Genomic DNA, 24,569 nt, shown 5'->3' with positions numbered 1-24,569 from the left:
TGAACGGGGACTCCTACGATCCCGGCGTCGGCGCACGTCGTACGGAGGTACGCGCGTGGGCGGAGCTGCGGGAGAGGAGGCGCACTCCTCGGAGAACGAGGCGGACAAGCCCGAAGAGGAACGCCAGCTGGAACAGGAGGGCGGATACGGTCATGGCCTCACCGAGTCGGTGGTTCTCGCCCGCCCACTCGCCGAGCACGGTCGCGGCGATGGTGCCCAGCAGGTAGCCGAGCATCGCCAGTGCCTCGTTGTATCCCGCTCGCATGAGGTGATCATACGGACTTGCGAGATTCTCCCGGGAAGATACCTGGTTACTTACCGACGTCGCCGTCGAGGTAGACCCAGGTGTAGTCGTGGCGGACGAAGCGGCTGTTCTCCTGGAGTTCGCCTGGACGGCCGTGTTCGGTGTAGTGGGCGCGGAACTCGACGGTGCCCGCGGCGGAGAACGGGCCGCCCTCGGTGCCGCCGAGGATCTCCAGGCGCGTCCAGCGCAGCGCGGGGTCGAAGCCGACGCCGGGCGGCCTGGTCGTGGGGTGCCAGCTGCGGAGCAGGTACGCCTCGTCGTGCACGGCGAACGCGCTGAAGCGGGAGCGCATCAGCTGTTCCGCGGTGCTCGCCTTGGTCTCCCCGCGGTGCAGCCGGCCGCAGCAGTCGTCGTAGGCCGAGGGCAGCCCGCAGGGGCAGGTCGCCGGGGTGACGCGGACCGGTCGAGGGCGTGGCGTGCGCGGGGACATGGCTCCATTGTGGCTCAGGCCCGCCGGTCCGCTCGCCCCCGACGCCCCGACGCAGGCGAGGCGGGGCAGCGTGGTGGGGGCCTCGGCAGGCGGTGGGTCAGGTGGTTTCGTTGTTCCTGGGCGGCCGGTGCCACAGCGGGTAGGGGATGCCCGCCATCCGGTTGATCACGAACCCCTGGATGACGATGACCAGCACCGCGAGCATCATGATGCCCAGTTGAGGGGGCGTCCGCAGCAGGCCCAGCGCGACGATCAGGGTGGTGGCGCCGGCCGGCGGGTGCGCGGCGTTGAACACCGGCATCAGCCCGCAGGTCAGGCCGAGCGCGATGGCGGAGGCCAGAATCCGGTTGGGGCCGATGCTCTCCAGGTCGGGCGGGGTGTTCAGCAGCCCGGTGACCGCCAGCGCGAACCAGCCGGCCAGCACGCCGATCAGGTGTCCGATCAGGCTGTTGTGCGGCGAGGCCGAAGCGCTCCGCGGCGTGTAGAAGAGCAGGAACGCCGTGGGACCCAGGGACGGGAAGACGAACGGGGCGTTGGTGGTGTAGGCGATCAACGCCATGAGTCCCAGCGAGATGAAGCTGTTGAGACCGCTGTATATGGCGCGCACCAACCGTTCCGGGTGACGCCGCACCAGTTCGTCGAACTGGAGCGCGGCGATCCCGTGCCGGGGCCGGTCGTTCATCGGATCTCCTGAGACTGGAGAGCCCCGGCGTTCAGGCCGGGGTAGTCGGATAACGTTCCGTTCCCGGTCGCGCCGGGGATGGACGAGGCACGCCGGGAAGTGGTCAGATATCGCTCCGCTCCCAGCCGCGCCGGGGGGCGGTGGTGCCGATGACCTGCGGATCGCGGGCCCGGTAGACGATGTAGGGGCGGAACAGGTACGGCACCGGGGCGGTGAACGAGTGCACCAGCCGGGTGAACGGCAGGATCGCGAACAGCAGCAGCCCGGACACCGCGTGGACGCGGTACTCCACCGGAGTGTTCGCCATCAGCGAGACCTCCGGCTGGAAGACGAACAGGCTGCGCACCCAGGGCGAGACGTCCACCCGGTAGTTGTAGCCGGGTCCGGAGGCGTTGATCAGCGTGGTGGACAACCCGAGCCCCAGCGCGCCGACCAGGAAGATGTACATGATCTTGTCGTTGAGGGTGGTGGCGAGGAAGACCGGGCCGGTGGTGCGGCGCCGCCAGATCAGCAGCATGAGGCCGCCGAAGGTGAGCACCCCGGCGGCTATGCCCAGCCAGAGCGCCATCGTGTGGTAGTCGTTCTCGCCGAAGCCGACGGCGCCCGTCCAGCTCTGCGGGATGAACAGGCCGACGAGATGACCCACCAGCACGACCAGCAGTCCGACATGGAAGATCGGACTGCCGAACCGCAGCAGCCGTGACTCGTACAGTTCCGATGAGCGCGTGGTCCAGCCGAACCTGTCGTAGCGCCACCGCCAGATGAGGCCGGTGACGAGCAGGGCGACGGCCGCGTAGGGCAGCGCCCCCCACAGGAAGATGTCAGCGGGCGAGGGCATCGCGGGCCTCCAGACGCGCCTGCCGGTTCCGGTCTGATGTGTACGGGGTCATCCGGTGCCTCCGGGGTTGCCGATGGAATTCCAGGGGAGGAGGCCGGTGGCGTTCAGGCCGACCGGTTCCGGGCCGGCGTCGAGCGGGCGACCCCCCAGCGCGCGGGCCTCCTCGCGGGTGCGGGGAGAGGGGCCGGGCAGCGTGCCGCACACCGCCTCCAGCAGCAGCGCGTACGGCGTGCCGGCTTCCAGCAGGGCGAACCGCAGCAGCTCCAGGCCGGTCCGGTGCTCCTGGAGCAGCGCCGTCCCGTCCTCGGGTTCCAGGGCCGCGTACTCCAGGACGGCCGGCAGGTAGTCCGGCAGTTCGGTGCCGTCCGGGGGGAGGAGCCCGCGGGCCCGGTAGCGGGACTTGAGCGCGGCCAGTGAGAACCCCCGGCGACGGGTGTCCCCGTCGCTCCACCACGTCAGGTGGAGCGAACGGCGGTTGCGAGTGTCGAAGGTCGCCACATAGTGTTTCTCGGCCCGCAACGGCTCCTCGGCCGCCAGGTGGTCGACGAACCCGGCGACGGCGGCCACCGCCGGATGCGCGCCGCTCTCGGCGAGCGCGGCCCGGATCAGCGGCAGCCGGTCGAAGAGATCCCGGTCGGGATAGTCCAGGCACAATCCGGCGGCCCGGCGTACCACGGCCCGGTCGTTCGCGGACGGTCTCCGTTTCCGGGAGGTCCAGCGCGGTCTCACGGGTTCGGCCCTTTCCGGAAAGGCCGTCGAGTGGTCTCGCCTTCCTGGGGAGGCCGCCCGGTGATCTCGCCGGGACCGGCATCCGGTCCGGGGCCTCCTGCGCCGTCCGCGTTGTCGCCGGACCCGGGAGGGAACATTCCCTCGGGCAGGCCACGGCCGTCCCAGTTGAGCAGGTTGACCCGGCCGCGCAGGCCGGAGGTGTCGGAGGAGCGGTCGGCCGTGCTGCGGTCGCGCAGCATGTGGAAGGTCTCCACGGACAGCGGTGCCGGACGTCCGGACGCCTCGCCGAACGGTCCCGAGGCGGTGCCGCCGCCCATCCCGGGACCGCCCTCGTAGTCCAGGCTGCATCCGGTCAGCGCCGTCTCCTCCAGGGCGCGGACGTCCCCGGCGACGGCGGTCGGGATGACGTAACGATCCTCGTACTTCGACAGGGCCAGCAGCCGGTACATGTCGTCCAGCTGCTCGACGGTGAAGCCGACCGACTCGGCGATCGCCGGGTCGACGGCGTCACCGAGGTTGAGCCGCCGCCGGTGGGCGCGCATCGCGGCCAGCCGCCGCAGGGACAGCTCGACAGGGGCCGGGTCGCCCGCGGTGAACAGTTCGGCGAGATAGGAGACGGGGATGCGCAGCTTCTCGATGGCGCCGAACAGGTTCTCGTGGTCCTCCCCGTCATGCCCGGCGGCGGTGATCGCCTCCACCACGGGGGACAGCGGCGGCACGTACCAGACCATCGGCAGCGTGCGGTACTCCGGATGCAGGGGCAGCGCCACCCCGTACCTGGCGATCAGGTCGTAGACGGGAGAGCGGCGGGCCGCCTCCATCCACTCGTGCGGGATGCCCGCCCGCTCGGCCTCGACGCCGACCCGCGGGTCGTGCGGATCGAGGAAGACGCCGAGCTGCGCCGGGTAGAGATCCTGCTCGCGCGGGGTGGCGGCGGCCTGCGGCACCCGGTCGGCGTCGTAGAGGAGCACGCCGATGTTCCGCAGCCGCCCCACACAGGTCTCCGAGCAGACGGTGGGCAGCCCGACCTCGATCCGCGGGAAGCAGAAGGTGCACTTCTCGGCCTTGCCGGTCTTGTGGTTGAAGTACATCTTCTTGTACGGGCAGCCGGTCACGCACATCCGCCACCCCCGGCAGCGGTCCTGGTCGACCAGCACGATCCCGTCCTCCACCCGCTTGTACAGCGCGCCGGACGGGCAGGACGCCACGCAGGACGGGTTGAGGCAGTGCTCGCAGATCCGCGGCAGGTAGAACATGAACGTCTGCTCGAACTCCAGCCTGACCTTCTCCTGGATCCGGCTGAGGACGACGTCGTCCGCACCGTGCTGCGGCATGCCGCCCAGGTTGTCGTCCCAGTTCGCCGACCAGGCGATGGTGCTCATCGGCTTGCCGCTGAGCAGTGACCTGGGCGCCGCCACCGGGAAGTCGTCGCCGGCCGGCGCCTCGGCGACCGACTGGTAGTCGTACGTCCACGGCTCGTAGTAGTCGCGGATGTTGGGCAGCAGCGGGTTGGCGAAGATGCTCGCCAGCCGGCGCGCCCGGCCCCCGGCCCGGGGGACCAGCCGGCCCCGCCGGGTCAGCTTCCAGCCGCCGCGCCACCGCTCCTGGTCCTCGTAACGGCGCGGGTACCCCTGCCCGGGACGGGTCTCCACGTTGTTGAACCACACGTACTCGACCCCGGGCCTGCTGGTCCAGGTCTGCTTGCAGGTGACCGAGCAGGTGTGGCAGCCGATGCACTTGTCGAGGTTCATCACCATGGCGATCTGCGACATCACCCGCATCAGTACTCGACCTCCTGGGCGCGCCGCCGGAGCACGGTGATCTCGTCCCGCTGGGTGCCGACCGGGCCGAAGTAGTTGGGGAAGAAGGTCAGTTGCCCGTAACCGCCGATGAGGTGGGTGGGTTTGAGCAGTACGCGGGTCAGCGAGTTGTGGATGCCGCCGCGCCGGCCGGTGGCCTCGCTCCTGGGCACCGCGATGACCCGGTCCTGGGCGTGGTGCATGTAGACGGTCCCGGCCGGCATCCGGTGCGAGACGATGGCCCGGGCGACCACGACGCCGTTGCGGTTGACCGCCTCGATCCAGTCGTTGTCGACGACGCCGATGGCCTCGGCGTCCTGCGGGCTGATCCAGATCACCTGGCCGCCCCGGGAGAGCGAGAGCATGATCAGGTTGTCCTGGTACTCCGAGTGGATGGACCACTTGTTGTGCGGGGTGAGATAGCGGACCGTCACCTCCCGGGTCCCATCGGCACCGAGGACGGGCTCGCCGAACAGGCGGTGCATGTTCAGCGGCGGCCGGTAGGTCGGCAGGTTCTCGCCGAGTTCCCGCATCCAGTCGTGGTCGAGGTAGAAGTGCTGGCGCCCGGTGAGGGTGTGCCAGGGTTTGGCGTGCTCGACGTTGATGGTGAAAGGGCTGTAGTGACGGTCGCCGCTCTCGTCACCGGCCCACTCGGGGCTGGTGAGGGTGCGCTGCGGTTGTGCCTGGGTGTCGGCGAACCGGATGCGCCGATCCGCGTCCGCACGACCCAGCCCGGCCAGGCCGCCGCCTGCGGAGCCGACCCGCCGGTCCAGGGTGTGGAAGCCCTGGTCGGCCAGGCGGCCGTTGGTGGAGCCGGACAGCGCGAGTATCGCCTCGCACGCCTTCTCCCCGGTGTCGATCAGCGGCCGTCCGCCGGCCGGGCCGCCGCGCGCGGTTCCGTTCGCGGCGGCGAGCTCGGCGAGCTCGGAGCCCACCTGGTAGACGACGCCCTTGCAGGGCAACCCCTTGGAGTCGGCGAGCGGGCCGAGCGTGCGCATCTGGTCGAAGACCGCAGTGTAGTCCCGCTCGACGATGGTCAGCGCCGGCATCGTCCTACCCGGCACCGGCGTCGAGGAGTCGGCCCGCCAGTCCTGGGCGGCGCCCAGCGGGTTGCCGATGTCGCCGGGCGTGTCGTGGTTGAACGGGGTGGCCACCAGGTCGTACCGGGTTCCCAGGTACCGGACGGCCATCTCGGAGAAGACCCTGGCGATGTCGTTGAAGGTCTCGAAGTCGGTGCGCGCCTGCCAGGGCGGTTCCACGGCGGGGTTGAACGAGTGCACGAACGGGTGCATGTCGGTGGCGTTCAGGTCGTGCTTCTCGTACCAGGTCGCGGCGGGCAGGGTGATGTCCGCCAGCAGGGCCGTGGAGGTCATCCGGAAGTCCAGGGAGAGCAGCAGGTCGAGCTTGCCCTCGGGGGCCGGATCACGCCACCGCACGTCCCGTGGCCGGGTCTCCTCGGGGGCCTCGGTGGCCCGCAGGTTGTCGTGCGTGCCGAGCAGGTGGCGCTGGAAGTACTCGGCGCCTTTGCCGGACGAGCCCAGCAGGTTGGCCCGCCAGGTGAGCAGGATGCGCGGCCAGTTGTCCGGATGGTCGGGGTCGTCGATGGCGAAGCCGAGCCGGCCGGCGGCCAGCTCGGCGGCGATGTGCTCGTTCGGGTCCCGGCCGGAGGCGCGCGCCTCGTCGGCCAGGTCCAGCGGGTTGCGGTCGAAGGTGGGGTAGGTGGGCATCCAGCCGAGCCGGGAGGACTGGGCCAGGACGTCCACCGCGGTCATCCCGGCGAAGCGGCCCGCCCCGAGCGGCGAGGCCAGGGCGTCGGCGCGGAAGTGGTCGTAGCGCCACTGGTCGGTGTGCAGGAAGAAGAACCCGGTGCCGATCATCTGCCGGCTGGGCCGCTGCCAGTCGGCGGCGGTGGCCAGCGTGGTCCAGCCGGTGAGCGGGCGGCACTTCTCCTGGCCGACGTAGTGCGCCCAGCCGCCGCCGTTGCGTCCCACGCAGCCGGTGAGCAGCAGCAGGGTGATGAAGTTGCGGTAGGTGGTCTCCGAATGGAACCAGTGGTTGGTGCCCGCCCCCATGAGGATCATGCAGCGGCCGTCGGTGCGCTCGGCGGTCTGGGCGAACTCCCTGGCGATCCGGATGGCGGCGGCGGCCGGCACCGAGGTGATCGTCTCCTGCCAGGCCGGGGTGCCGGGTGCCGCCGCGTCGTCGTAGCCGGTCGGCCAGTCGCCGGCAAGCCCGTCCCGGCCCACCCCGTAGCGGGCCAGCAGCAGGTCGAAGACGGTGGTGACCAGCGGCCCGCCGGGTGTCACCCGCCCCGCGGGCACGCCGCGCCGCAGTATCGCGCCCGAGCCGTCGGCGGTGTCGAACCGGGGCAGCAGCACCTCGACGCCGGTGGCCTCCGCGTCGCCGTACAGGGTGAGCCGGGGGACCACGTCGCCCAGCCTCAGGTTCCACCGCCCCTCCTCCTGTGACCAGCGGTCGGCGACCGTGCCGTTCGGGATGATCGGGGTGCCGGTGGCGTCGTCCAGCAGCACGGTGCGCCAGGCGGCGTGTTCCAGCGTGGCCGGCTCGCCGCCGAGGTCGGTGGCGCGCAGGAACCGCCCGGGGATGTACGCGCCGTCCCGCTCCTCCAGCGTCACCAGGAACGGCAGGTCGGTGAAGCGGCGGACGTAGTCGACGAAGTACGGCACCTGCCGCTCGACGAACCACTCCCGCAGGATCACGTGCCCCATCGCGGCGGCCAGCGCGCCGTCGGTGCCCGGATGGGGATGGAGCCAGTCGTCGGCGAACTTGGTGTTGTCGGCGAAGTCGGGGGAGACCACCACCACCTTCTGGCCGTTGTAGCGGGCCTCGGCCATCCAGTGCGCGTCCGGTGTCCGGGTGACCGGAACGTTGGAACCCCACATGATCAGATAGGCCGCGTCCCACCAGTCGCCGGACACCGGCACGTCGGTCTGGTCGCCGAACACCTGGGGGGAGGCCACCGGCAGGTCGGCGTACCAGTCGTAGAACGACAGCGCCTGGCCGCCGATCAGTGCCAGGAACCGGGTGCCGATCGCGTGGGAGAGGACCGACTGGCCCGGGATGGGGGTGAACCCGGCGATCCGATCCGGACCGTATCTCTTGATGGTGTAGATGTGGGCGGCGGCGATCATCTCCAGCGCCTCGGACCAGGTGACGCGCACCAGCCCGCCCTTGCCGCGCGCCTGCTGGTAGCGTCGCCGCCGCTCCGGGTCGCCCACCACGTCCGCCCAGGCCAGCAACGGATCCCCGAGCCGCTCCTTGGCCTGGCGGTACATCTCCACGAGCACCCCGCGCGCGTACGGGTATCGCACCCGGGTCGGCGAGTAGGTGTACCAGGAGAACGCCGCCCCCCGAGGGCACCCCCGCGGCTCGTACTCGGGCCGGTCGGGGCCGGCCGTCGGGTAGTCGACCTCCTGCGTCTCCCAGGTGATGATCCCGTTCTTGACGTACACCCGCCAGCTGCACGATCCGGTGCAGTTCACCCCGTGGGTGGACCGCACGATCTTGTCGTGTGACCACCGGTCCCGGTAGAAGGTGTCGGAGTTCCGGCCACCCCGGTAGGAGACATCTCTTAGGTCATCGGAGTAGGTGCCCCGGCTGAAAAACCGCCCCACCCGTAGCAGCGCCTCCGCCGCTCCCTCCGTTGTGGGTTTCCCGGCCGTTCGCTTGTTGACCATGCGATGTATCTACCGGCGGATTTATCGGGCAACCGGCCAGGCCCGCAAACTTTGGGTATTCGCCCCCTTACCTTCGGTGGCGGCCATGTCCGGGCCGCACATGTGGAAAGGCCGGGCCGTCCAGCGGTCACAGCTCCTCGGGCGGGGCCGCCGACATCACCTCGATCGGCTTGTTCGGCGGCTTGCCGCCGGGGCCGGGCGCGGCCTCGGTGAGCTTCCTGTTCGTGTCGTGCGTGAACTCGATATGGGCTTTGGTGTCCTCGACGGGTCGGCGGGGCCTCGTCCTACGGTTGCCCGCTGAACCGCATCGGCATCATGTATTTCATGTTCGGGCGCCGTTCTCGGCGTTCTCCCTCACAGGTAGAAGCAGCCCCGGTCGTTTTCGACATTCTGCCGGACATTCGTACGGAAAAATCCGCTGGAGTTCACCCGGCACACCCGGCGGGCCGCTACGGGACGGGCGTCCGGCGCCGCGGGCGGCGGCACGCGGTCCCGCTCGTCGCGGCGGCCGGAGGTGGGGAGCGGGCGGGACTACAGGCCCATCTCGCGGGTCAGCAGCAGGTGTGCCCGCTCGATGTCGGCGTGGGTGTGGCCGGGGATGCTCCGGTCGAGCTGCTGGAGAAGGTCCATCAGAGCCTGCTTCTGTGCCATGTGCCGGACGGGGATCTGATCAAGGTCCACGTTGATGAGCCAGTCGAACAGCACCACCGCGTCGGCGGTCCTCAGGCTCAGCGCGGTCATGTCCGAGGCTGCCATCCTCAGGCCGGGCGTTCCGCTCATGCGAGCAACCTACCCCCATGCCTATATGCGAAATAACCCGCTTTGTCATCTCAATGTGCCGGACTTACGGCGGGACCGGAACTACCGCCGAGTAGTGATCGAAAACATTCGAAAATCAATAGAAAGGGATATTGTGTGCGCTTTTTGACCGTTAGCTTCATGCGCAGTCAGCAAATGTCCGGATTTGAGCTTGTCCGGCGGCTCCGGCCACCCCGAAGACCCGCCCGGGCGGCGGGAGGAGCCCCGGGGGAGGACCTCACCGCCCGCTGAGCGCCGCCCACAGGGTCTCGAACTCCTCGGAGGTCAAGGAGTTCAGGCCGAAGTCGCCGGGATAGATCGGGCCCTCGGCCAGGAAGCCGTGCTCGTCCTCGATATGGTTCCACGAGTACGTGCGGGCCACGCCGTCCGAGCCCAGCTCGGCGTGGCGCACGGGCCAGTACTCCCCGCCGCTGTCGATGACGGTCTCGAACAGCCACACGTGGCCGTCGCCGTCCACCCCGTGCCAGTACAGGTGCGGCCGGTCGCTCTCGTCGAGCGCCCGGATCGTTTCCTTGCGACGGTCTTGCAGCATTCTGCTCCTAATGTTCACCAAAAGCAGTCCGAGGGCGCTTATCCTGCCCTTTGCTATGTTGCGAGTTCTTGGTCCGCTTCAGGCGGAGATCAACGGCCGTACGGTCGACCTAGGCACCTCCCGGCAGCGGGCCGTGGTGGCCAGGCTCGTCGCGGCGGGTGGGCACGTGGTCTCCACCGATCGTTTCATCGATGACCTGTGGCGCGGGCAACCCCCTCCCAAGGCGCTGGCCGCCCTCCAGGTCTACGTGTCCAACCTGCGACGGGTGCTCGAACCCGGACGGCTGCCGCGCACGCCCGCCACGGTACTGGTAAGTGCCGCACCCGGTTACCGCCTCCGGCTGGAGCCCGAGCGGGTGGACGCCTGGCTGTTCCCCCGCCTGGTCGACGCAGCCGGGGCCGCGCTCGCCGTAGGAGACGGGGCGCGGGCCCTGGAGGCGGTGGACCGGGCACTCGCGCTCTGGCAGGGGCCCGCCTACGCGGAGTTCGCCGACGACGAGTGGGCGGAGCCCGAGGCCGTACGGCTGGACGAGTTGCGACTGGTCGCCGTGGAGCACCGGGCGGAGGCGCTGCTGGTGCTCGGCCGCAACGCCGAGATCGAGCTTGAGCAGCACGTCCGAGCCCATCCGCTCAGGGAGAACGCCGTCCGGCTGCTCGCCCTGGCCTACTACCGGGCCGGTCGGCAGGCCGATGCCCTGGCCACGATCAGGAAGGCCCGCGGGACCCTCGCGGACGAGCTGGGGGTGGACCCCGGTCCCGCGCTGCGCGCGCTGGAAGGCGACATCCTCGCCCACGCCGACTCCTTGAACCGCCCGGCCACGCTCGCGTCCGGTGCCGACAGGGGGGCCACGGAGGAGCCTGGGCGGAACGGGCCCGGACGGGACCTGGACACGCCGGATCCCGCCGCCGTTCCGGTACCCGAACTCGTGGGTCGTACCGAGGAGATGGCGACGCTGCAGGCGATCGCCGACCGGGGCGGGCTGCGCACGGTCTGGCTGGGCGGAGACCCCGGAGCGGGCAAGAGCGCGCTGGCCACGGCCTTCGCCAGGCGGCAGGCGGCACGCGGCTGGCTGACCGCGACCGGGCAGTGCCCGGAGACCGACGGCGGGGCGCCGCCCGCCTGGGCGTGGAGCGAGGTGCTGCGCGCGCTGGCCGCGGACCGGCCGCCCCAGGACGACCTGGCCGCCCGGCTGGCGCCGCTGCTGGACGACGGCGCCCCGCCGGCGGGGCCGTTCCTGCTGGCCCGGGCGGTGGGCGACTACCTGTCCCGGATCGTCGGGCAGGGCACTCGGCTGCTGGTGGTCTTGGAGGACGTGCACCGGGCCGACAGCGAGACGCTCCAGCTCCTGCGCCACCTCGCGACGGGCGTCGCCAAGGCCGACATCATGATCGTCGCGACCTACCGGCCCACCGAGGCCGTCGACCACCTGGGGACGACCTGGGCGGCCCTGGCCGGGCACGACACCCACCGGCTCGACCTGCACGGGCTCGGCGACGAGGACGTGGCGCTGCTGCTGCGTGAGCGCTCGGGCCTGGAGGTGGACGCGGCGACCGCGCGGACCGTGGCCGAGCGCACCGGCGGCAACCCGCTGTTCGTCTGCGAGACCGCGCGGCTGATCACCACGGACGGCACCTCGGCCGCCCGTGCGCTGCCGCCGGGCGTGCGCGACCTGATCAGGCGCAGGATCGCCAGGCTGCCCGCCGCGGCCCAGAGAACCCTGCGGGACGCGGCCATCGTCGGGCGGGACGTCGACGTCGACGTGCTGCTCGCTCTGGACGGCTCCGACGAGGACGCCGTGCTCGAAGCGCTGGAGGCGGGCGTGCTGACCGGGCTGCTGACCGAGCCCGCGCCGGGCCGGGTGCGCTTCGCCCACGTCCTCGTCAGGGAGACGCTGTACGAGGACACGCCGGGACTGCGCCGGGTTCGCCTGCACGGCAGGGTCGTCGGCGCGCTGGAACGGGTCCGGCCGGGAGAGGTCACCGCGCTGGCCCACCACGCGCTCGCCGCGGCCACCACGGTCCCAGCGGAGCGGGTGGTGTCCTATGCCAGGGCGGCGGCCGAGCAGGCGCGCGGTATGCACTCCTACCGGGAGGCCGGGACGTTCTACCGGGGGGCGCTGCACCTCACCGCCGACGACGAGCTCCGGCTCGACCTGCTCTGTTCGCTGGTACAGGTGCAGGCGCACGAGGGCAACGTGCTGGCCGCCAGGGAGAACCGCGAGCGGGCCATAGCCCTCGCGCGACGGCTGGGCGACGGTCTGAACCGGGCGCTGACCGCCTACGACGCCCCGGTGACCTGGTCGATCCAGCCGGACAGGAGCGTGGACCAGCCACTCGTCGACGCGCTGGTGAAGGCGCTGGAGGAGGCCGACGACGAGACCCGCTGCCGGCTGCTGGCCACGCTCGTCTTCGAGTTGGAGGGGCACGACGACGAGCGCTGCCTGGCCTACAGCGCCGAGGCGGTCGTGATCGCCCGGCGGCTGGGCCGCAGCGACCTCCTCGGCCTGGCCCTGAACGCCCGCTACTTCGTGCTGCTGACCCCGGGCCGCCGTGACGAGCTGGAGGTACTGGGCCGGGAGATGGTCGAGCTGGGCGACCGCGACGGGATGCCCGGGTACGCCATGCAGGGGCACCACGCCCTGTCCATGGTCAGTCTGGGCCGCTGCGACCTGGCCGCGGCCAGGCGGCACGCGGACCGGGCCCTGGAGCACTCCACCACCGGCCAGCTCGGGCTGGCGCTGAGCGTGCTGTCCATGCTCGACACCCTGGTCATGCTGGTCAAGGGCGACTTCGAGGGCGCGGAACGGTCCTACCTGGCGATCGGTGAGCGGATGGTGGCCGCGGGCGGGGCAGTCGCCCACATCATCGGCGCCCTGGGCAGGTTCGTGACCCGGCTGGCGGGCGGTCTGCCGCACGACATGACGGAGCTGCTGACGCTGTACTCCTTCGTTCCCGAGGGGCTGGCGGACATCGTCGTCCGGGCGCTGGTCGCCGAGGGCAGGGTGGACGAGGCGCGCGCCTACTGGCGGCCCGACCTGGAGCCCAACCTGGACTACTTCTGGCTCCTCTGGCAGGGACTGCGCGGGGAGAGCGCGATCGCGCTGGGCGACCGGACGGTGGCCGAACGCTGCTACCGGACGCTCCTGCCCTGGGACGGCGAGCTGGCCGGGATGCACTCCGGGTCGATCACGCTGGGTCCGGTCGCCCTGATCCTGGGCGACCTGGCGGCCTTCCTCGGACGCGACGCGAGTGCCCACTACGAGCAGGCGGTGCGGATCGCCGAGCGGGTCGGCTCGCCGCACTGGACACGCAGGGCGACGGAGGCACTCGCGGAAAGCAGGGGCCAGACCCCCTCGGGGGGCTAGAACCGGGTGTAGGCGGCCCGTCGCGGGAGCGGGCGACACCGGGCCCAGCGCCGGATCACGCCGCGCGGGCGGACGCTCCGGGACGGCGTGGCGGTGCGGCCCGGATCAGAGGTCGGCGAGGGGGCCGAAGACGAGCCGCTGACGGCGCCGGTGGCCGCGCCGGAACAGGGAGATCATCAGCATCAGCATGGGGCCGGCGAGCTTGCGCAGCCGGGCCAGCTCGTCGGGCTTGGCGTACTGCTCGATCCTCGGCAGATCGAGCTTGACGTTCCCGCCCTTGCGCACCGCCGTCTCGACCCTCTCCCAGTCGGCGACGGACACGTACTTCTTGATGATCGGGAAGAGCAGCCGCTCCTCCTCGACGATGTGCTCGTCGAGCATGTCGGCCAGCCGGGTGAGGGACTTGGCGAGCGCGGCGGCGTCGCCGGTCGAGGCGAACGCGGCGGCCTGGGCGTTGATCTCGGTCAGCAGCGGGTCGAGGTCGGCGTGGTCGTCACTGAGGTCGCGCAGGTCCACCTCGGCTCCGGCGGACCGTTCGAGGACGGGCCAGAGGACCTCGTCCTCCATCGTGTGGTGATGGTGGATGCCCTGGTTCAGGGTCGTGATGAATTCGGCGATGGCGCGGGCGCGGGCCGGATCGGCCACCTGCCGTCCCTCGGCCAGCTGGGCCGCGAGTTCGGCGAGGCGGCGGGTGTCGGCGCGCATGGCGCGGTGGGTGATCTGAAATCCCAGCAGTTCGGGGGTCATCTCGGGTACTCCTTTAGGCGGTGCGGACGCTTACCCACCACGGTGCGGCAACCCTCTTATGAGCTACTTGGCGGCTACTTGGTAGTCGTCCGACCCCCGACATGGCGGACTTGGCTAGGGTGCGCCTCCGCTGCCGCCGGTGCCCGTCGTGGCGGCCGTCGGGGGCTCCCCGGGCGGAGGCCCGGATCCGGGGTGCGGACGGCGATTCCAGGGGATCCCCGGGGGAGGACGTGTGGTGATCCGGACGGTCCTCGATTGATTTCGCATCCCGCTCCGGAGCCGTGTATGGTTACACCTGTCCGCAAGCGAGAGCGACACGGACAGGCCCCTTTAGCTCAGTCGGCAGAGCGTCTCCATGGTAAGGAGAAGGTCTACGGTTCGATTCCGTAAAGGGGCTCAACAGCCTAAAAGCCCTGACCTTCGGGTTGGGGCTTTCGGCTTGGTCGACCTTTGAGTCGGCCAGAAAACACTCAAGGTTCCCGACGCATGAACGGGCATACTGGGGTAACCCAGAAGAGGTCGCCCTGACCTGCACAAGTACGCAGGCACTCTACGGGTCGGGTATCCTTGCGAGGTCGGTCGATTCCATCGGCCTCAAGGCGGAGTAGCTCAGTCAGGCAGAGCAAACGGCTCATAATCGTTGTGTCGCCGGTTCAAGTCCGGCCTCCGCTACTACCCACCGGGGTCCCCTCCCGCAAGAGGGGCTCTGCCGTGGGTTGTCCACTGTCCCGAACGTAGAAAGGCACTCCCAAGTGGCTGCCACCGACGTTAGGCCGAAGATCACGCTGGCCTGCCAGGAGTGCAAGCACCGCAACTACATCACGCGGAAGAACCGGCGCAACGACCCGGATCGGCTTGAGCTGAAGAAGTACTGCCCGAACTGCAAGACGCACCAGGCGCACCGCGAGACTCGCTAGTCCGCGAAGCCTCCCGCTCCGGTGGGAGATGAGTGTCTGACGGGCACGCACATACTCCACGAAAACCGGCGTCCTCAGGCGGGCGCCGGTTTGTCGTATCCGTACAGCTTTTCCGCTCGGGTGTTGATCGCGGCGGACAGGCGGAGCCGTAGTGGTTTCGGGCTACGGTTTCCTGGTGGCCCCGAGGGCACACCCTGGAATCCTGTGCTGTTACTGTCTGCCCGACCCACCGGTTCCGGCCTCGCCGGCTCGGTATCCGCAAAGGAGCACGATGGCCTTGAACCGTGACTTCATCGGGCGGGCGTCCGCGCCCTCCTCGCCGTACGAGGTCAGCCGGGTGAAGATCAAAGAGTTCGCCGCCGCGATCGGCGACGACAACCCGATCTACCGGGACAGGGCGGCCGCCCAGGCGGCCGGACATCCCGACGTGATCGCCCCGCCGACCTTTCCCATCGTGTTCAGCCTGGCCGGGGGGACGATCCTGGCCGACCCCGAGCTCGGGCTGAACTTCGCCATGGTGGTCCACGGTGAGCAGCGTTTCGAGTACCGGCGGCCGATCCACGCCGGGGACGAGCTGGTCAGCGTCTCCACCGTGACCGACATCCGCAACGTCGGCCGCAATGAGCTGATCACCGTCAGGAGCGAGGTCAGCACCGTCGACGGCGAGCCCGTGTGCACGACCTACAACACCATCGTCGAGCGTGGAGGGGCGGGCTGAGATGGCTGCGACTGTCAAGTACGACGAGGTCGAGACGGGGCAGGAGATCCCGCCCGCCGACTACCCGGTGCGCCGCGCCAACCTGGTGATGTACGCCGGGGCGTCCGGTGACTTCAACCCCATCCACTGGAACGAGCGCTTCGCCAAGACCGTCGGGCTGCCGGACGTCATCGCCCACGGCATGTTCACCATGGCCCAGGGAGGACGGTTCGTCACCGACTGGGCGGGCGATCCGGGCGCGGTCGTCGACTACGGGGTGCGCTTCTCCTCCATGGTCGTCGTACCGGACGACGAACAGGGTGCCGTCATCACCGTGAGCGGGATCATCGAGGAGAAGCTTGAGGACAAGCGCGTGGTGGTCGCCCTGACCGCCAGGGCCAACGACTCCCGGGTCCTGTCCAAGGCCCGCGCGGTGGTCCAGCTGTCCTAAGCCCTGTCCTGCGGATCTTTTGCCTACTGCGGTCGGTCAGGCGGCGCCTCGCCGCGTTGCCGTCGGTCACCGCGGCACGCCGCGGCTCCCTCCTCCGCCTTGCGAGACACCACCTGACCGATCCTCGCCACGGCAAGATCCACAGGACAGGGCTTAGTGGTCGTCGGGCGAGGGCATGCTCGCGGGCCGAATCTTCTCTCGGTCCGTGGGTAGCGTCCCCGGCATGAGCGAAGTACCACCTGACGTGACCAACCTGGCCGAGCGGTGGGCCAGGGCGCGAGCCGGGTACGACCATGCCACGGCCGACGCGCTCCGCGACGAGATCAGAGCCGAGGGCTGGCTCGTCCAGGACACCGCGGTCGGCTTCGAACTCATTCCCGTACCTCCCTTCGAGGTGTGGCCCACGCTCCGTTCCCTGCCCGAGGACGCCTCGGCTGCCGGGAGGCGCGAGGGTTCCGACGCGGGGGCCGGCACGGGTTCCGGTGACCGGCCGGGCACCGTCGCGGACACCGGCACCGAAGACGCGGCCCGGGGGCGGGACGAATCCGCCGATGCCGGACAGGTCGCCGAGGCCGCGGATCCGGGGCGTCACCCCGGGCGGCTCGAACCCCTGGACGCGGAGCGGGTCGCCGAGACCGAGGCGGCACCTCGGCCGAGACCCGAGGGCGCCGAGCTGGTCGGCCGGTCGGACGATCTCCACGGCCATCCCGACCGGATGGTCTCCTCCCAGTTGCTCTGGGACGCCAGCCTGTCGGTCTCCCGGCTCGACGAGACCATCGTCGCCCCCGCCGAGGTCGAGGAGCCGAGGGCGGCGCACTCGACGGTGACCGTCGCGCTGCTGGTCGACGGCCGGCCAGAAGAGCTGCGCGAGTGCGTACGCGCCCTGGTCGCCCGTACGGAGGCCAGGATCCTCGCCCTCGACCTGGGGAACCTGGACGGCGCCGGAGCCGTCCTGCAGGAGTTGGCGCAGGAGTTCCCCCACCGGGTGACGGCATGGCATGTGGCCGAGCTCCCGCACTGGAGGGGCGGCTCCGCCGGGTGGGGGGAGAGCCGTGACAAGTTGCTGCGTCTCGACACCTCCGACGTGCACGTCGTCATGGACACCTCGATGATCCTGGAGGGTGACGCCATCACCCCGCTGGTCAAGGCGCTGGACGACGACGTCACCGCGGCGGGCTGGAAGGGCGTGAATCCTCGCGAGGACGGTCAGGAGTGGCTGGAGGCCGAGCCGGGCGAGGTCCGGGCACTGCTCGGCCACCTGATCGCGGTCAGGCGCGACACGGTGCTCGCCGCGGGCGGCTTCCCCACCGAGGCCCGTTACTACCGCAACGCCGACCTGGAGTTCTCGCTCAGGCTCCCCGGCACCCTGGTCGGCCTGGGCAGGGACCTCCCGGTCCGCCGGGAGCGGCGCCGCGGCCAGGACGAGGTCGACCCCGAATATCGCGACAGGGAGTCGCGGCGGACCTACGACCGGGTGCTGAGCCTGCTGCGCTCCCCGTAGGCTGGTCGCGGATTTCTGCCGGGTGTGGGGAAGCGTATGACGGAGCGGGTGGCAGGGGTACGGCTGGCGCCGTACACGACGCTTGGGCTGGGCGGAGAGGCCAGGGCGTTCGTGGCGGCCGGATCGGCCGAGGAGATCGTCGAGCTGGTGGCCGAGGCCGACCGGGCGGGCGAGCCGGTGCTCGTGCTCGGCGGCGGCAGCAACCTGGTCGTCTCCGACGAGGGGTTCGACGGCCTGGTCGTGCGGGTCGCCTCCCGGGGCGTCGAGATCGACGGGGACCGGGTCACCGCGCAGGCGGGCGAGGACTGGGACGCACTGGTCGAGCGTGTGGTGGCGGAGGGCCGTTCGGGAGTGGAGTGCCTGTCCGGCATCCCCGGGCTGGTCGGATCCACGCCGATCCAGAACGTCGGCGCCTACGGGCAGGACGTCTCACAGACGATCATCGCTGTCCGGGTCTACGACCGCCGGAGCGGCGAGGTGCGGGACCTGACCGCGCGGGAGTGCGGGTTCGCCTACCGGCACAGCGCGTTCAAGGAGGAACTCGGGCGGCACGTGGTGCTCGCGGTCACCTACGAGCTGGCGGCCGACGGGCCGGCCGACGACGCGCTGTCCGGCCCGATCGCCTATCGGGAGCTGGCCCTGCGGCTGGGGGTGGCCCTGGGGGATCGGGTGCCGCTGGCGCGGGCCCGCGCGGCGGTGCTGGAGTTGCGCGCGGGCAAGGGCATGGTCCTGGACGCCGGCGACCCGGACACCCGCAGCGCGGGGTCGTTCTTCACCAACCCGATCCTGACCGGCGGACAGGCCGCCGAGCTGGAGCTGCGGGCGCCGGGGTTCCCTCGCTGGGACATGCCGGACGGGACGGTCAAGGTCCCGGCGGCGTGGTTGATCGAGAACGCCGGGTTCCCGAAGGGATACCGGCGCGGCCCGGCGCGCATCTCCACCAAGCACACCCTTGCAATGACAAATCCAGAGATGTCGGCCTCGACCGAGGAGCTTCTCGATCTCGCCCGCGAGGTCAGGGACGGGGTCTTCGAGAAGTTCGGCGTCACCCTCGTCAACGAGCCCGTGATGGTCGGCACCCGCCTCTGAGCCGGAGGTCCGTCTCCGCCCGGGGCCGGGTGGCCGGTTCGGGAGGCGGGCCCGCCGGCCGAGGGGCCCGGCCACGAGAAGGGGACGCGCATCCTTGCCTGGCCGACCCGTCCGGGGTTCTGACCTGCGGGGACATCGGCCCCCGAGGCGGGGCGGGGGTGCGGGGACGAGCATCTGCCCCCGGCTGCTATGGTCTGATGGAAACACCCGAAGGGGAGTAGTCCCAATCGCGTGATCGACATACTGGCGCCCCAGGGCGCCCGGTCGCGCGGGCCTCGGATCCGGCCGTTCTCACACGGCTCCGGGGCGGACGAGACCTTCGGCCTGGCAGGCAATCATCGATGCCGCCGGGCCGAAGTCGTGCCCGAGACTCCCCGGGTGCCCCCTTCAGCCCGGCCGCACGTGCGGGAAGGGCACCCTCCATTGGAAGCGTTCTGGATCAGCCTTGTTGTGATCTTCGTCGCCGAGTTGGGCGACAAGAGCCAGCTCATGGCCATGACCTTCGCCACCCGGTTCAAGCCGTGGCCGGTACTCGCCGGAATCACCCTGGCCACCGCGGTGGTCCACCTGGTCAGTGTCGGCCTCGGCGGGCTGGCCGGTGACCTCCTCCCCACCACGGCGATCACGATCATCGCCGGTATCGCCTTCCTCGGCTTCGCCCTGTGGACGTTGCGCGGGGACGAGCTGACGGACGAGGAGGCCCAGAAGGCGCAGCGCACCACCCGATCGGCGATCATCGCCGTGACCGTCGCCTTCTTCCTCGCCGAGCTGGGCGACAAGACCATGCTGGCCACCATCACCCTCGCCACCCAGCACGGCTGGTTCGGCACCTGGGTCGGTTCGACCGTCGGCATGGTCGCCGCCGATGCCCTGGCCATCCTGGTCGGGCGGATGCTCGGCAAGCACCTGCCGGAGAAGATCATCAGGTACGGCGCCGCCGCCGCGTTCGCCGTCTTCGGTGTGATCCTGCTGCTCGAACCCCTGCTGGTCTGACCGGGTACCTCGCTCCGGAGCGGCGCCCGGTCAGGCCAGCCGGGCTTCGATCTCCCGCAGGCTGGGATTGACCAGCGCCGATCCGTCGGGGAGGAGCACGGTGGGGATCAGCCAGGAGCCGCCGCCGAGGTCGGTGATGAACTCGATCGCGCCGGGCGTCCGGTCGACGTCCACCTCGACGAAGGGGATCTCCGCGCGGGTGAGCGCGGCCTTCAGCCGGTGGCAGTGACCGCACCACGGAGCGCTGTAGACGGTGAGGGAGGACATGGATTCCCTATTCGAAAGGTGGGTTTGACGTGAACGGCGACCAGTGAATACTCTCGCTTACCAAGTGGATGTTAATGGTAGACACAGCGGCTGAGCGGGCTGGCTGGTCGCACGAAAGTGGGTCCCCGTGGCCGAACTCCCCGACGTCGCCCTCACCCGGCGGTCCCTCCTGAGATCCATCGCCATCGTGAGCGGCCTGGCCGCCGTTCCCGGCCTCGTCGCGGCCTGCGGGTCGCCCGAACCGGCGGCCGGGGGCCCGGCCGGGGCGGCGAAGTCCCTCGACGTCCTCAGGGTCGCGCTGCCCTCCTCCCTCGGCTCGCTCGACGTGAGCAAGGAGGCGGGCATCATGAACTACGTCGTCGCGCTCCTGTGCCAGGAGGCGCTTGTCGGGGTGGGGCGCGACGGCAGCCTCCTGCCGTCGCTCGCCGAGTCCTGGACCAGGAAGGACGCGACGACCTATGTCTATACCATCCGCCAGGGCGTGGCCTTCTCCGACGGGACGCCGCTGACCGCGGACGACGTCGTGGCCAGTCTCGACCTGCACGCGCGGAAGGGCTCCACCTCGGCCTTCGCGTACGCGTACGCCAACGTGAAGAAGATCGACGTAAGCGGGCCGGCCGAGATCACGATCACGCTGAAGCAGCCCGACGCCTCGTTCGCCTGGACGCCTTCGCCGGGCACCCTCATGGTCACGAGCAGGAAGTTCATCGAGGCCTCCGGCGACGGCATCGGCACCCCCGGCGCGAAGATCCTGGGCACGGGCCCGTACCGGGTGACGGAGTTCGCCCCCGACTCGCACGTGACGCTGGAGCGCAACGACGCCTGGTGGGGAGGCAAGGCTCCGTACCGCCAGATTGAAATCGACTTCGTTCCCGAGGAGTCGACCAGGCTCCTCGCCATGCGCGGCGGGTCCGTCGACGTGGCGCTGAACGTGCCCGCCGAGCAGATCGACCAGTGGAAGGGGCTGCCCGGCGTCGAGGTGAAGGCGGCGAGCGACCGTTCCCTCGTCACGCTCGCCTTCAACACCGCGAAGAAGCCGTGGGACGACGTCCACGTTCGCAGGGCGGTCGCCCACGCCGTCGACAGGGAGGGAATCCTGCGCAGCGTACTGCGCGGTCACGGCAGGGTGGCCGACACGCTCACCGACCCCGCCCAGTGGGGCGGCGTGCTCGGTGAGGCAGAGGTGGAGAGCCTGTACGCGAGCATTCCGCAGTACGGGTTCGACCTGGCCAAGGCACGTGCCGAACTGGCCGCCTCCTCGGTGCCCGGCGGCTTCGCCGACGTGCTGACCTACCCGAACAGCGGGCCGCAACTCGGCAGGGCCGCACTGACCCTCGCCGAGAATCTCAAGGGCATCGGCATCACCCTTGAGGTCAAGGAGGTCCCGCTGGAGCAGTGGATCGCCGAGCTCGGCAAGCACGCCTCCGGCATCTACCTGGGCTGGTACTTCGCCACCACGGGCGACCCGGCGGAGTACATCCAGCAGCTCCTGAACGGCGCCGCGACCGGTGTGAACGGCACGAACATCGCCGAGTACGCCAATGCCGAGGTGACCGGGCTGCTCGACGAGGCGAAGACCGGAACCGACGACGCGGCACGCGGCAGGCTCCTGGGGGAGGCGCTGGTCAAGGCCGCGGGCGACGTTCCGTACCAGCCGCTCTGGTGGGGAGAGGCCGCGACGGCGTTCGGCCCCGGCGTGGGGACCGGCGAGTTCGGGCCCTACTTCTTCGTCGGTCCCTGGGCCACCGAGATCACCGCTCGCTCATGATCGCGGCACTGGAGGCGTACGCCGCACTCGCCGGTCTGCGCGTGCCCGACGCGGTGGCGATGGATCCGGAGGGGGCCCGCGTCGCCTGCGTTCTTCCGCTCCCGGACGGCCGCTCCGTCGCACACGTGCTCGACCTGTCCGGAGCCGGGAGCGGGAGCCGAGGACCGGTACCGGTGCCCGTTCCCGTGGCGGGCGCGGGAACCGAACGGCACGCGTTGACGCGGTGGCTGGCGGACGGGAGGCTGCTGCTCGCCGCCGGCGACGGCCCGGACCTTGACCACGTCGAGGTCCGTTCGCCCGGTGATCAAGTCCCCGCCTGGCGGGTCCGGGTGGGAGGGGAGATCGAGGATCTCGTCCCCGGCGGTGACGGCACCGTGCTCGTGCGGTTCGCCGACCCCGGCAGCGAGCGCGACGGCAGCCACCTCGGGCTCCGGGTCCGCGACGAGACCGATCCCTTCGTCCGCACGCCGGGCGACAGGCGCAGGCGGCTCGCGTGGGCACGGGTGGGCGACGGGGAACTGCGGCCGGTGCCGCTGCGCGGCCTGACCGTGTGGGACGCCGACTGGCGGGACGGCGTCGTGCTGGCCGTCACCTCGGCCGACGAGACGCCCGCCGGGTACTACCGGCCCGCCCTCGACCTGATCGATCCCGAGAGCGGCGAATCCCGGACCCTGCTGCGCACATCCTGGCAGCTCAGCCGCCCCCGGCTGGCGCCCGGCGGGCGTACCGCCGTCGTGGTCGAGGGGCTTTCCATCGTCTCCGGGCGGATCATCCGCGTCGACCTCGTCACCGGGGAGGCGACGCCGCTGGCCGCGGTTGACGACGTCACCGATCTGGGCTGGCTGGACGAGGACACCCTGTGGTTCGCCGGGTGGTCGGGTACCGGCACGCACGGCGGCACCCTGACCGCCGACGGCCGCCCTCTGACCCGCTGGACCTCCTGGGGAACCCTGGGCGGGCGCGACGGGCAGCCGTCGCTCTCGGTGGATCGCACCGGTGCGCTCGCCGCCGCCGTCTGGGAGACGGCCGAACGCCCCCCCGAGGTGGCGGTCGCCCAGGTGGCCAAGGGCGACTGGCGCCAGGTCACCGATCTCAACGCGGCGCTGGCGCCGCTCGCCGTGCGACAGGAAGAGGTCTCCTGGACCGGCCAGGACGGCCTCGCCGTTCAGGGGCTCCTGCTGCGTAGGTCGCCGAACTCACCCGCCGTCACCGTCGATCCCGCCGGTCCCACGGGAACCGGCGGGACCGAGGCGGTAGCGTCGCCGCTGGTGGTGATCGTGCATGGAGGGCCGACCTGGCTGTGGTCCAGTGCCTTCGCGCCGGCCGAGTCCGGCGGGCTCGCCGCCGCGCTCGCGCACGCGGGGGCGGCCGTACTGCTGCCGAACCCACGCGGGAGCAGCGGGCGCGGCCAGGAGTACGCGCGCCGGGTCATCGGGAGATTCGGTGAGGACGACCTGGGCGATGTCCTCGCCGGTGTGGACCACCTGGTCGCGGCCGGAGTCGCGGACCCGGAGCGGATGGCGGTCATGGGGCTCAGCTACGGCGGGTACCTGAGCGCGTGGGCGGTGACCCGAACCGGCCGGTTCCGGGCAGCCGTGGTGATGTCCGGGGTGAGCGACTGGCTCAGCTTCGCCACCGCGAGCAACCTCGGCGGCGGCTTCGACCTCCTGTACCACCGAGGGGCCGACCCCGCCACGACCCAGGGCAGGGAGTTTCTCGCCGCACGCTCGCCGGTGTGCCACGCGGCCGGAGTCACCACGCCGACGCTGATCCTGCACGGCGCCGAGGATCGCACCACCCCCGTCGGGCAGGCGGAACAGCTCTATCGTGCCTGGTCGGCGGCCGGTGTCCGGACCCAGTTGGTCGTCTACCCTCGGGAGGGCCACGAACTGACGGAGGAAGCGCACCGCAGGGACGCGGCGGAGCGCGTGGTCGAGTGGCTGACGGGGAACGGGGTGCTCTGATGACGGGGCGTGACCGGGGTCTTCTCCTGCTGCGCAGGCTCGCGGGCACCGCCGTCGTCGTCGCGCTGCTGTCGGCCGGCGTGTTCGGTCTGCTCTACCTCGCCCCCGGTTCGGTCCAGCAGACCCTGCTGGGCACCCGCCCCGCCACCCCGGAGACCATCGCGGCGATCCAGGCCCGCTACCACCTCGACGAGCCGCTGCCGGCGCAGTACCTGCGCTGGCTCGGCGGCGTCCTCCACGGCGATCTCGGGACCTCGGTCAGGACCGGGATGCCGGTCGCCGACATGATCGGCCAGCGGCTGCCGCTCACCCTGGCGCTCGTCGGGTACGGCGCGCTGCTCGCCCTGCTCGTGGGGGTTCCGCTGGGCGTGATCGGGGCGCTGCGGCGGGGCCGGGCCGCCGATCGCCTCGTCGTCACCGCCGGTGTGGTGGGGTTGAGCGCCCCGCCCTTCGCGGTCGGGCTGTTGTTGCTCGTGGTGTTCGCCGCGGGGCTCGGCTGGTTTCCCGTGTACGGGACGGGCGAGGGCCTGGCCGGCCAGGTGTGGCACCTCACGCTGCCCGCGGTCGCGCTGGCCGTCGGCGCCGTGGGCATGTTCGTCCGCTTCAGTAGGGCGGCGCTCATCCGCGAGCTCGACCAGGACTACGTGGTCTTCGCCCGCGCGCGTGGCCTGGGCGGCGCGGCCGTCCTCGGATACGCACTGCGCAACTCGCTGGTCCCCATCCTCACCGCGGCCGGGCTCATCGTGACCGGCATGCTGGCCGGGACCGTGCTGGTCGAGGTGACGTTCGCGCTTCCCGGTCTCGGATCGCTGCTCGTCGACTCGGTCACCTTCAAGGACGTTCCAGCCGTCCAGGCGCTCGGGCTGCTGTTCACCCTGCTCATCGCCGCCGTCAACCTGCTGGTGGACATCGGCTACTCGGTGGCCGATCCCCGAGTCCGGCTCGGCGGGAGGACACGGTGACTAGCCGTATCTCGCGTG

General features: G+C 70.9%; 21 protein-coding genes and 2 tRNA genes. 12 read left to right on the top strand and 11 right to left on the bottom strand.

Going from position 1 to position 24,569, the window contains the following annotated elements; translation table 11 throughout:
* Positions 1 to 13: 13 nt before the first annotated feature.
* The 9 genes from ACFQVD_RS27910 to ACFQVD_RS27870 form a co-directional block, all read right to left on the bottom strand.
* Positions 14 to 265 (bottom strand): hypothetical protein, encoded by a 252-nt coding sequence (locus ACFQVD_RS27910; RefSeq protein ID WP_343964905.1) that lies wholly within the window; start codon positions 263 to 265, stop codon positions 14 to 16.
* A 46-nt stretch (positions 266 to 311) separates the two neighbouring features.
* Positions 312 to 734 carry a YchJ family protein gene (locus ACFQVD_RS27905; RefSeq protein ID WP_343964903.1) on the bottom strand — a complete coding sequence of 141 codons (423 nt, stop codon included), beginning with the start codon at positions 732 to 734 and terminating at the stop codon, positions 312 to 314.
* A 97-nt stretch (positions 735 to 831) separates the two neighbouring features.
* Positions 832 to 1,416: an HPP family protein gene (locus tag ACFQVD_RS27900; RefSeq protein ID WP_343964901.1), complete on the bottom strand. Its 585-nt coding sequence runs from the start codon at positions 1,414 to 1,416 to the stop codon at positions 832 to 834.
* Positions 1,417 to 1,519: 103 nt separating this feature from the next.
* Entirely contained in the window at positions 1,520 to 2,254 is a 735-nt protein-coding gene (gene narI, locus ACFQVD_RS27895; protein ID WP_343964899.1) for a respiratory nitrate reductase subunit gamma, read from the bottom strand.
* 48 nt (positions 2,255 to 2,302) lie between these two features.
* Positions 2,303 to 2,983, bottom strand: a complete 681-nt coding sequence (gene narJ / locus ACFQVD_RS27890; RefSeq protein WP_343964897.1) for a nitrate reductase molybdenum cofactor assembly chaperone — start codon at positions 2,981 to 2,983, stop codon at positions 2,303 to 2,305.
* On the bottom strand, positions 2,980 to 4,764 hold the full coding sequence (gene narH, locus ACFQVD_RS27885; protein ID WP_343964895.1) for a nitrate reductase subunit beta: 1,785 nt from the start codon (positions 4,762 to 4,764) through the stop codon (positions 2,980 to 2,982). Before narH ends, narJ begins: the two co-directional genes overlap by 4 nt.
* Positions 4,764 to 8,480 carry a nitrate reductase subunit alpha gene (locus ACFQVD_RS27880; RefSeq protein WP_343964893.1) on the bottom strand — a complete coding sequence of 1,239 codons (3,717 nt, stop codon included), beginning with the start codon at positions 8,478 to 8,480 and terminating at the stop codon, positions 4,764 to 4,766. Before ACFQVD_RS27880 ends, narH begins: the two co-directional genes overlap by 1 nt.
* Positions 8,481 to 9,011: 531 nt before the next feature.
* The gene (locus ACFQVD_RS27875; RefSeq protein ID WP_343964891.1) at positions 9,012 to 9,260 is read right to left on the bottom strand and encodes a hypothetical protein; all 249 of its coding nucleotides are present in this window, start codon (positions 9,258 to 9,260) and stop codon (positions 9,012 to 9,014) included.
* 256 nt (positions 9,261 to 9,516) lie between these two features.
* The gene (locus ACFQVD_RS27870) at positions 9,517 to 9,831 is read right to left on the bottom strand and encodes a hypothetical protein (protein WP_343964889.1); all 315 of its coding nucleotides are present in this window, start codon (positions 9,829 to 9,831) and stop codon (positions 9,517 to 9,519) included.
* 55 nt (positions 9,832 to 9,886) lie between these two features.
* Here ACFQVD_RS27870 and ACFQVD_RS27865 point away from each other — a divergent pair, with 55 nt between their 5' ends.
* Complete coding sequence (locus ACFQVD_RS27865; RefSeq protein WP_386368690.1) at positions 9,887 to 13,195, top strand: BTAD domain-containing putative transcriptional regulator; 3,309 nt, start codon at positions 9,887 to 9,889, stop codon at positions 13,193 to 13,195.
* A 105-nt stretch (positions 13,196 to 13,300) separates the two neighbouring features.
* Here the strand turns inward: ACFQVD_RS27865 and ACFQVD_RS27860 are convergent, their stop codons facing one another.
* Positions 13,301 to 13,942 carry a hemerythrin domain-containing protein gene (locus ACFQVD_RS27860; RefSeq protein WP_343964885.1) on the bottom strand — a complete coding sequence of 214 codons (642 nt, stop codon included), beginning with the start codon at positions 13,940 to 13,942 and terminating at the stop codon, positions 13,301 to 13,303.
* A gap of 324 nt (positions 13,943 to 14,266) precedes the next feature.
* On the opposite strand from ACFQVD_RS27860, the gene ACFQVD_RS27855 reads away from it, so the two are divergent.
* The 8 genes from ACFQVD_RS27855 to ACFQVD_RS27820 all read left to right on the top strand — a co-directional run bounded on the left by ACFQVD_RS27855 (position 14,267) and on the right by ACFQVD_RS27820 (position 19,590).
* A tRNA-Thr gene (locus tag ACFQVD_RS27855) sits at positions 14,267 to 14,339 on the top strand.
* 201 nt (positions 14,340 to 14,540) lie between these two features.
* Positions 14,541 to 14,614, top strand: a tRNA-Met gene (locus ACFQVD_RS27850).
* 80 nt (positions 14,615 to 14,694) lie between these two features.
* Positions 14,695 to 14,859 (top strand): 50S ribosomal protein L33, encoded by a 165-nt coding sequence (gene rpmG / locus ACFQVD_RS27845; protein WP_030921771.1) that lies wholly within the window; start codon positions 14,695 to 14,697, stop codon positions 14,857 to 14,859.
* A gap of 271 nt (positions 14,860 to 15,130) precedes the next feature.
* Positions 15,131 to 15,577, top strand: coding sequence for a MaoC family dehydratase N-terminal domain-containing protein (locus tag ACFQVD_RS27840; protein ID WP_343964870.1), 447 nt, complete (start codon positions 15,131 to 15,133; stop codon positions 15,575 to 15,577).
* 1 nt (position 15,578) lies between these two features.
* The gene (locus ACFQVD_RS27835) at positions 15,579 to 16,007 is read left to right on the top strand and encodes a MaoC family dehydratase (RefSeq protein WP_343964868.1); all 429 of its coding nucleotides are present in this window, start codon (positions 15,579 to 15,581) and stop codon (positions 16,005 to 16,007) included.
* A gap of 223 nt (positions 16,008 to 16,230) precedes the next feature.
* Entirely contained in the window at positions 16,231 to 17,508 is a 1,278-nt protein-coding gene (locus ACFQVD_RS27830) for a glycosyltransferase (protein ID WP_343964866.1), read from the top strand.
* A 36-nt stretch (positions 17,509 to 17,544) separates the two neighbouring features.
* The gene (locus ACFQVD_RS27825) at positions 17,545 to 18,597 is read left to right on the top strand and encodes a UDP-N-acetylmuramate dehydrogenase (protein WP_343964864.1); all 1,053 of its coding nucleotides are present in this window, start codon (positions 17,545 to 17,547) and stop codon (positions 18,595 to 18,597) included.
* A gap of 423 nt (positions 18,598 to 19,020) precedes the next feature.
* Entirely contained in the window at positions 19,021 to 19,590 is a 570-nt protein-coding gene (locus ACFQVD_RS27820; protein WP_343964862.1) for a TMEM165/GDT1 family protein, read from the top strand.
* A gap of 30 nt (positions 19,591 to 19,620) precedes the next feature.
* Here the strand turns inward: ACFQVD_RS27820 and ACFQVD_RS27815 are convergent, their stop codons facing one another.
* Complete coding sequence (locus ACFQVD_RS27815) at positions 19,621 to 19,857, bottom strand: glutaredoxin family protein (RefSeq protein WP_343964860.1); 237 nt, start codon at positions 19,855 to 19,857, stop codon at positions 19,621 to 19,623.
* Between the two features lie 127 nt (positions 19,858 to 19,984).
* Here ACFQVD_RS27815 and ACFQVD_RS27810 point away from each other — a divergent pair, with 127 nt between their 5' ends.
* From ACFQVD_RS27810 to ACFQVD_RS27800, 3 genes are read left to right on the top strand one after another with little or no spacing between them, the layout of a single operon-like run.
* Positions 19,985 to 21,625, top strand: coding sequence for an ABC transporter substrate-binding protein (locus ACFQVD_RS27810; RefSeq protein WP_343964858.1), 1,641 nt, complete (start codon positions 19,985 to 19,987; stop codon positions 21,623 to 21,625).
* On the top strand, positions 21,622 to 23,589 hold the full coding sequence (locus ACFQVD_RS27805) for a S9 family peptidase (RefSeq protein WP_343964856.1): 1,968 nt from the start codon (positions 21,622 to 21,624) through the stop codon (positions 23,587 to 23,589). The genes ACFQVD_RS27810 and ACFQVD_RS27805 overlap by 4 nt, the downstream gene beginning before the upstream one ends.
* Positions 23,589 to 24,551, top strand: coding sequence for an ABC transporter permease (locus ACFQVD_RS27800; RefSeq protein WP_343964854.1), 963 nt, complete (start codon positions 23,589 to 23,591; stop codon positions 24,549 to 24,551). Before ACFQVD_RS27805 ends, ACFQVD_RS27800 begins: the two co-directional genes overlap by 1 nt.
* Positions 24,552 to 24,569 lie beyond the last annotated feature (18 nt).

Source organism: Streptosporangium amethystogenes subsp. fukuiense, assembly GCF_042665875.1.
Taxonomy (GTDB): Bacteria; Actinomycetota; Actinomycetes; order Streptosporangiales; family Streptosporangiaceae; genus Streptosporangium; species Streptosporangium fukuiense.
The sequence above is the reverse complement of the archived record's forward strand: the minus strand, read 5'-3'. Positions and strand labels throughout refer to the sequence as shown.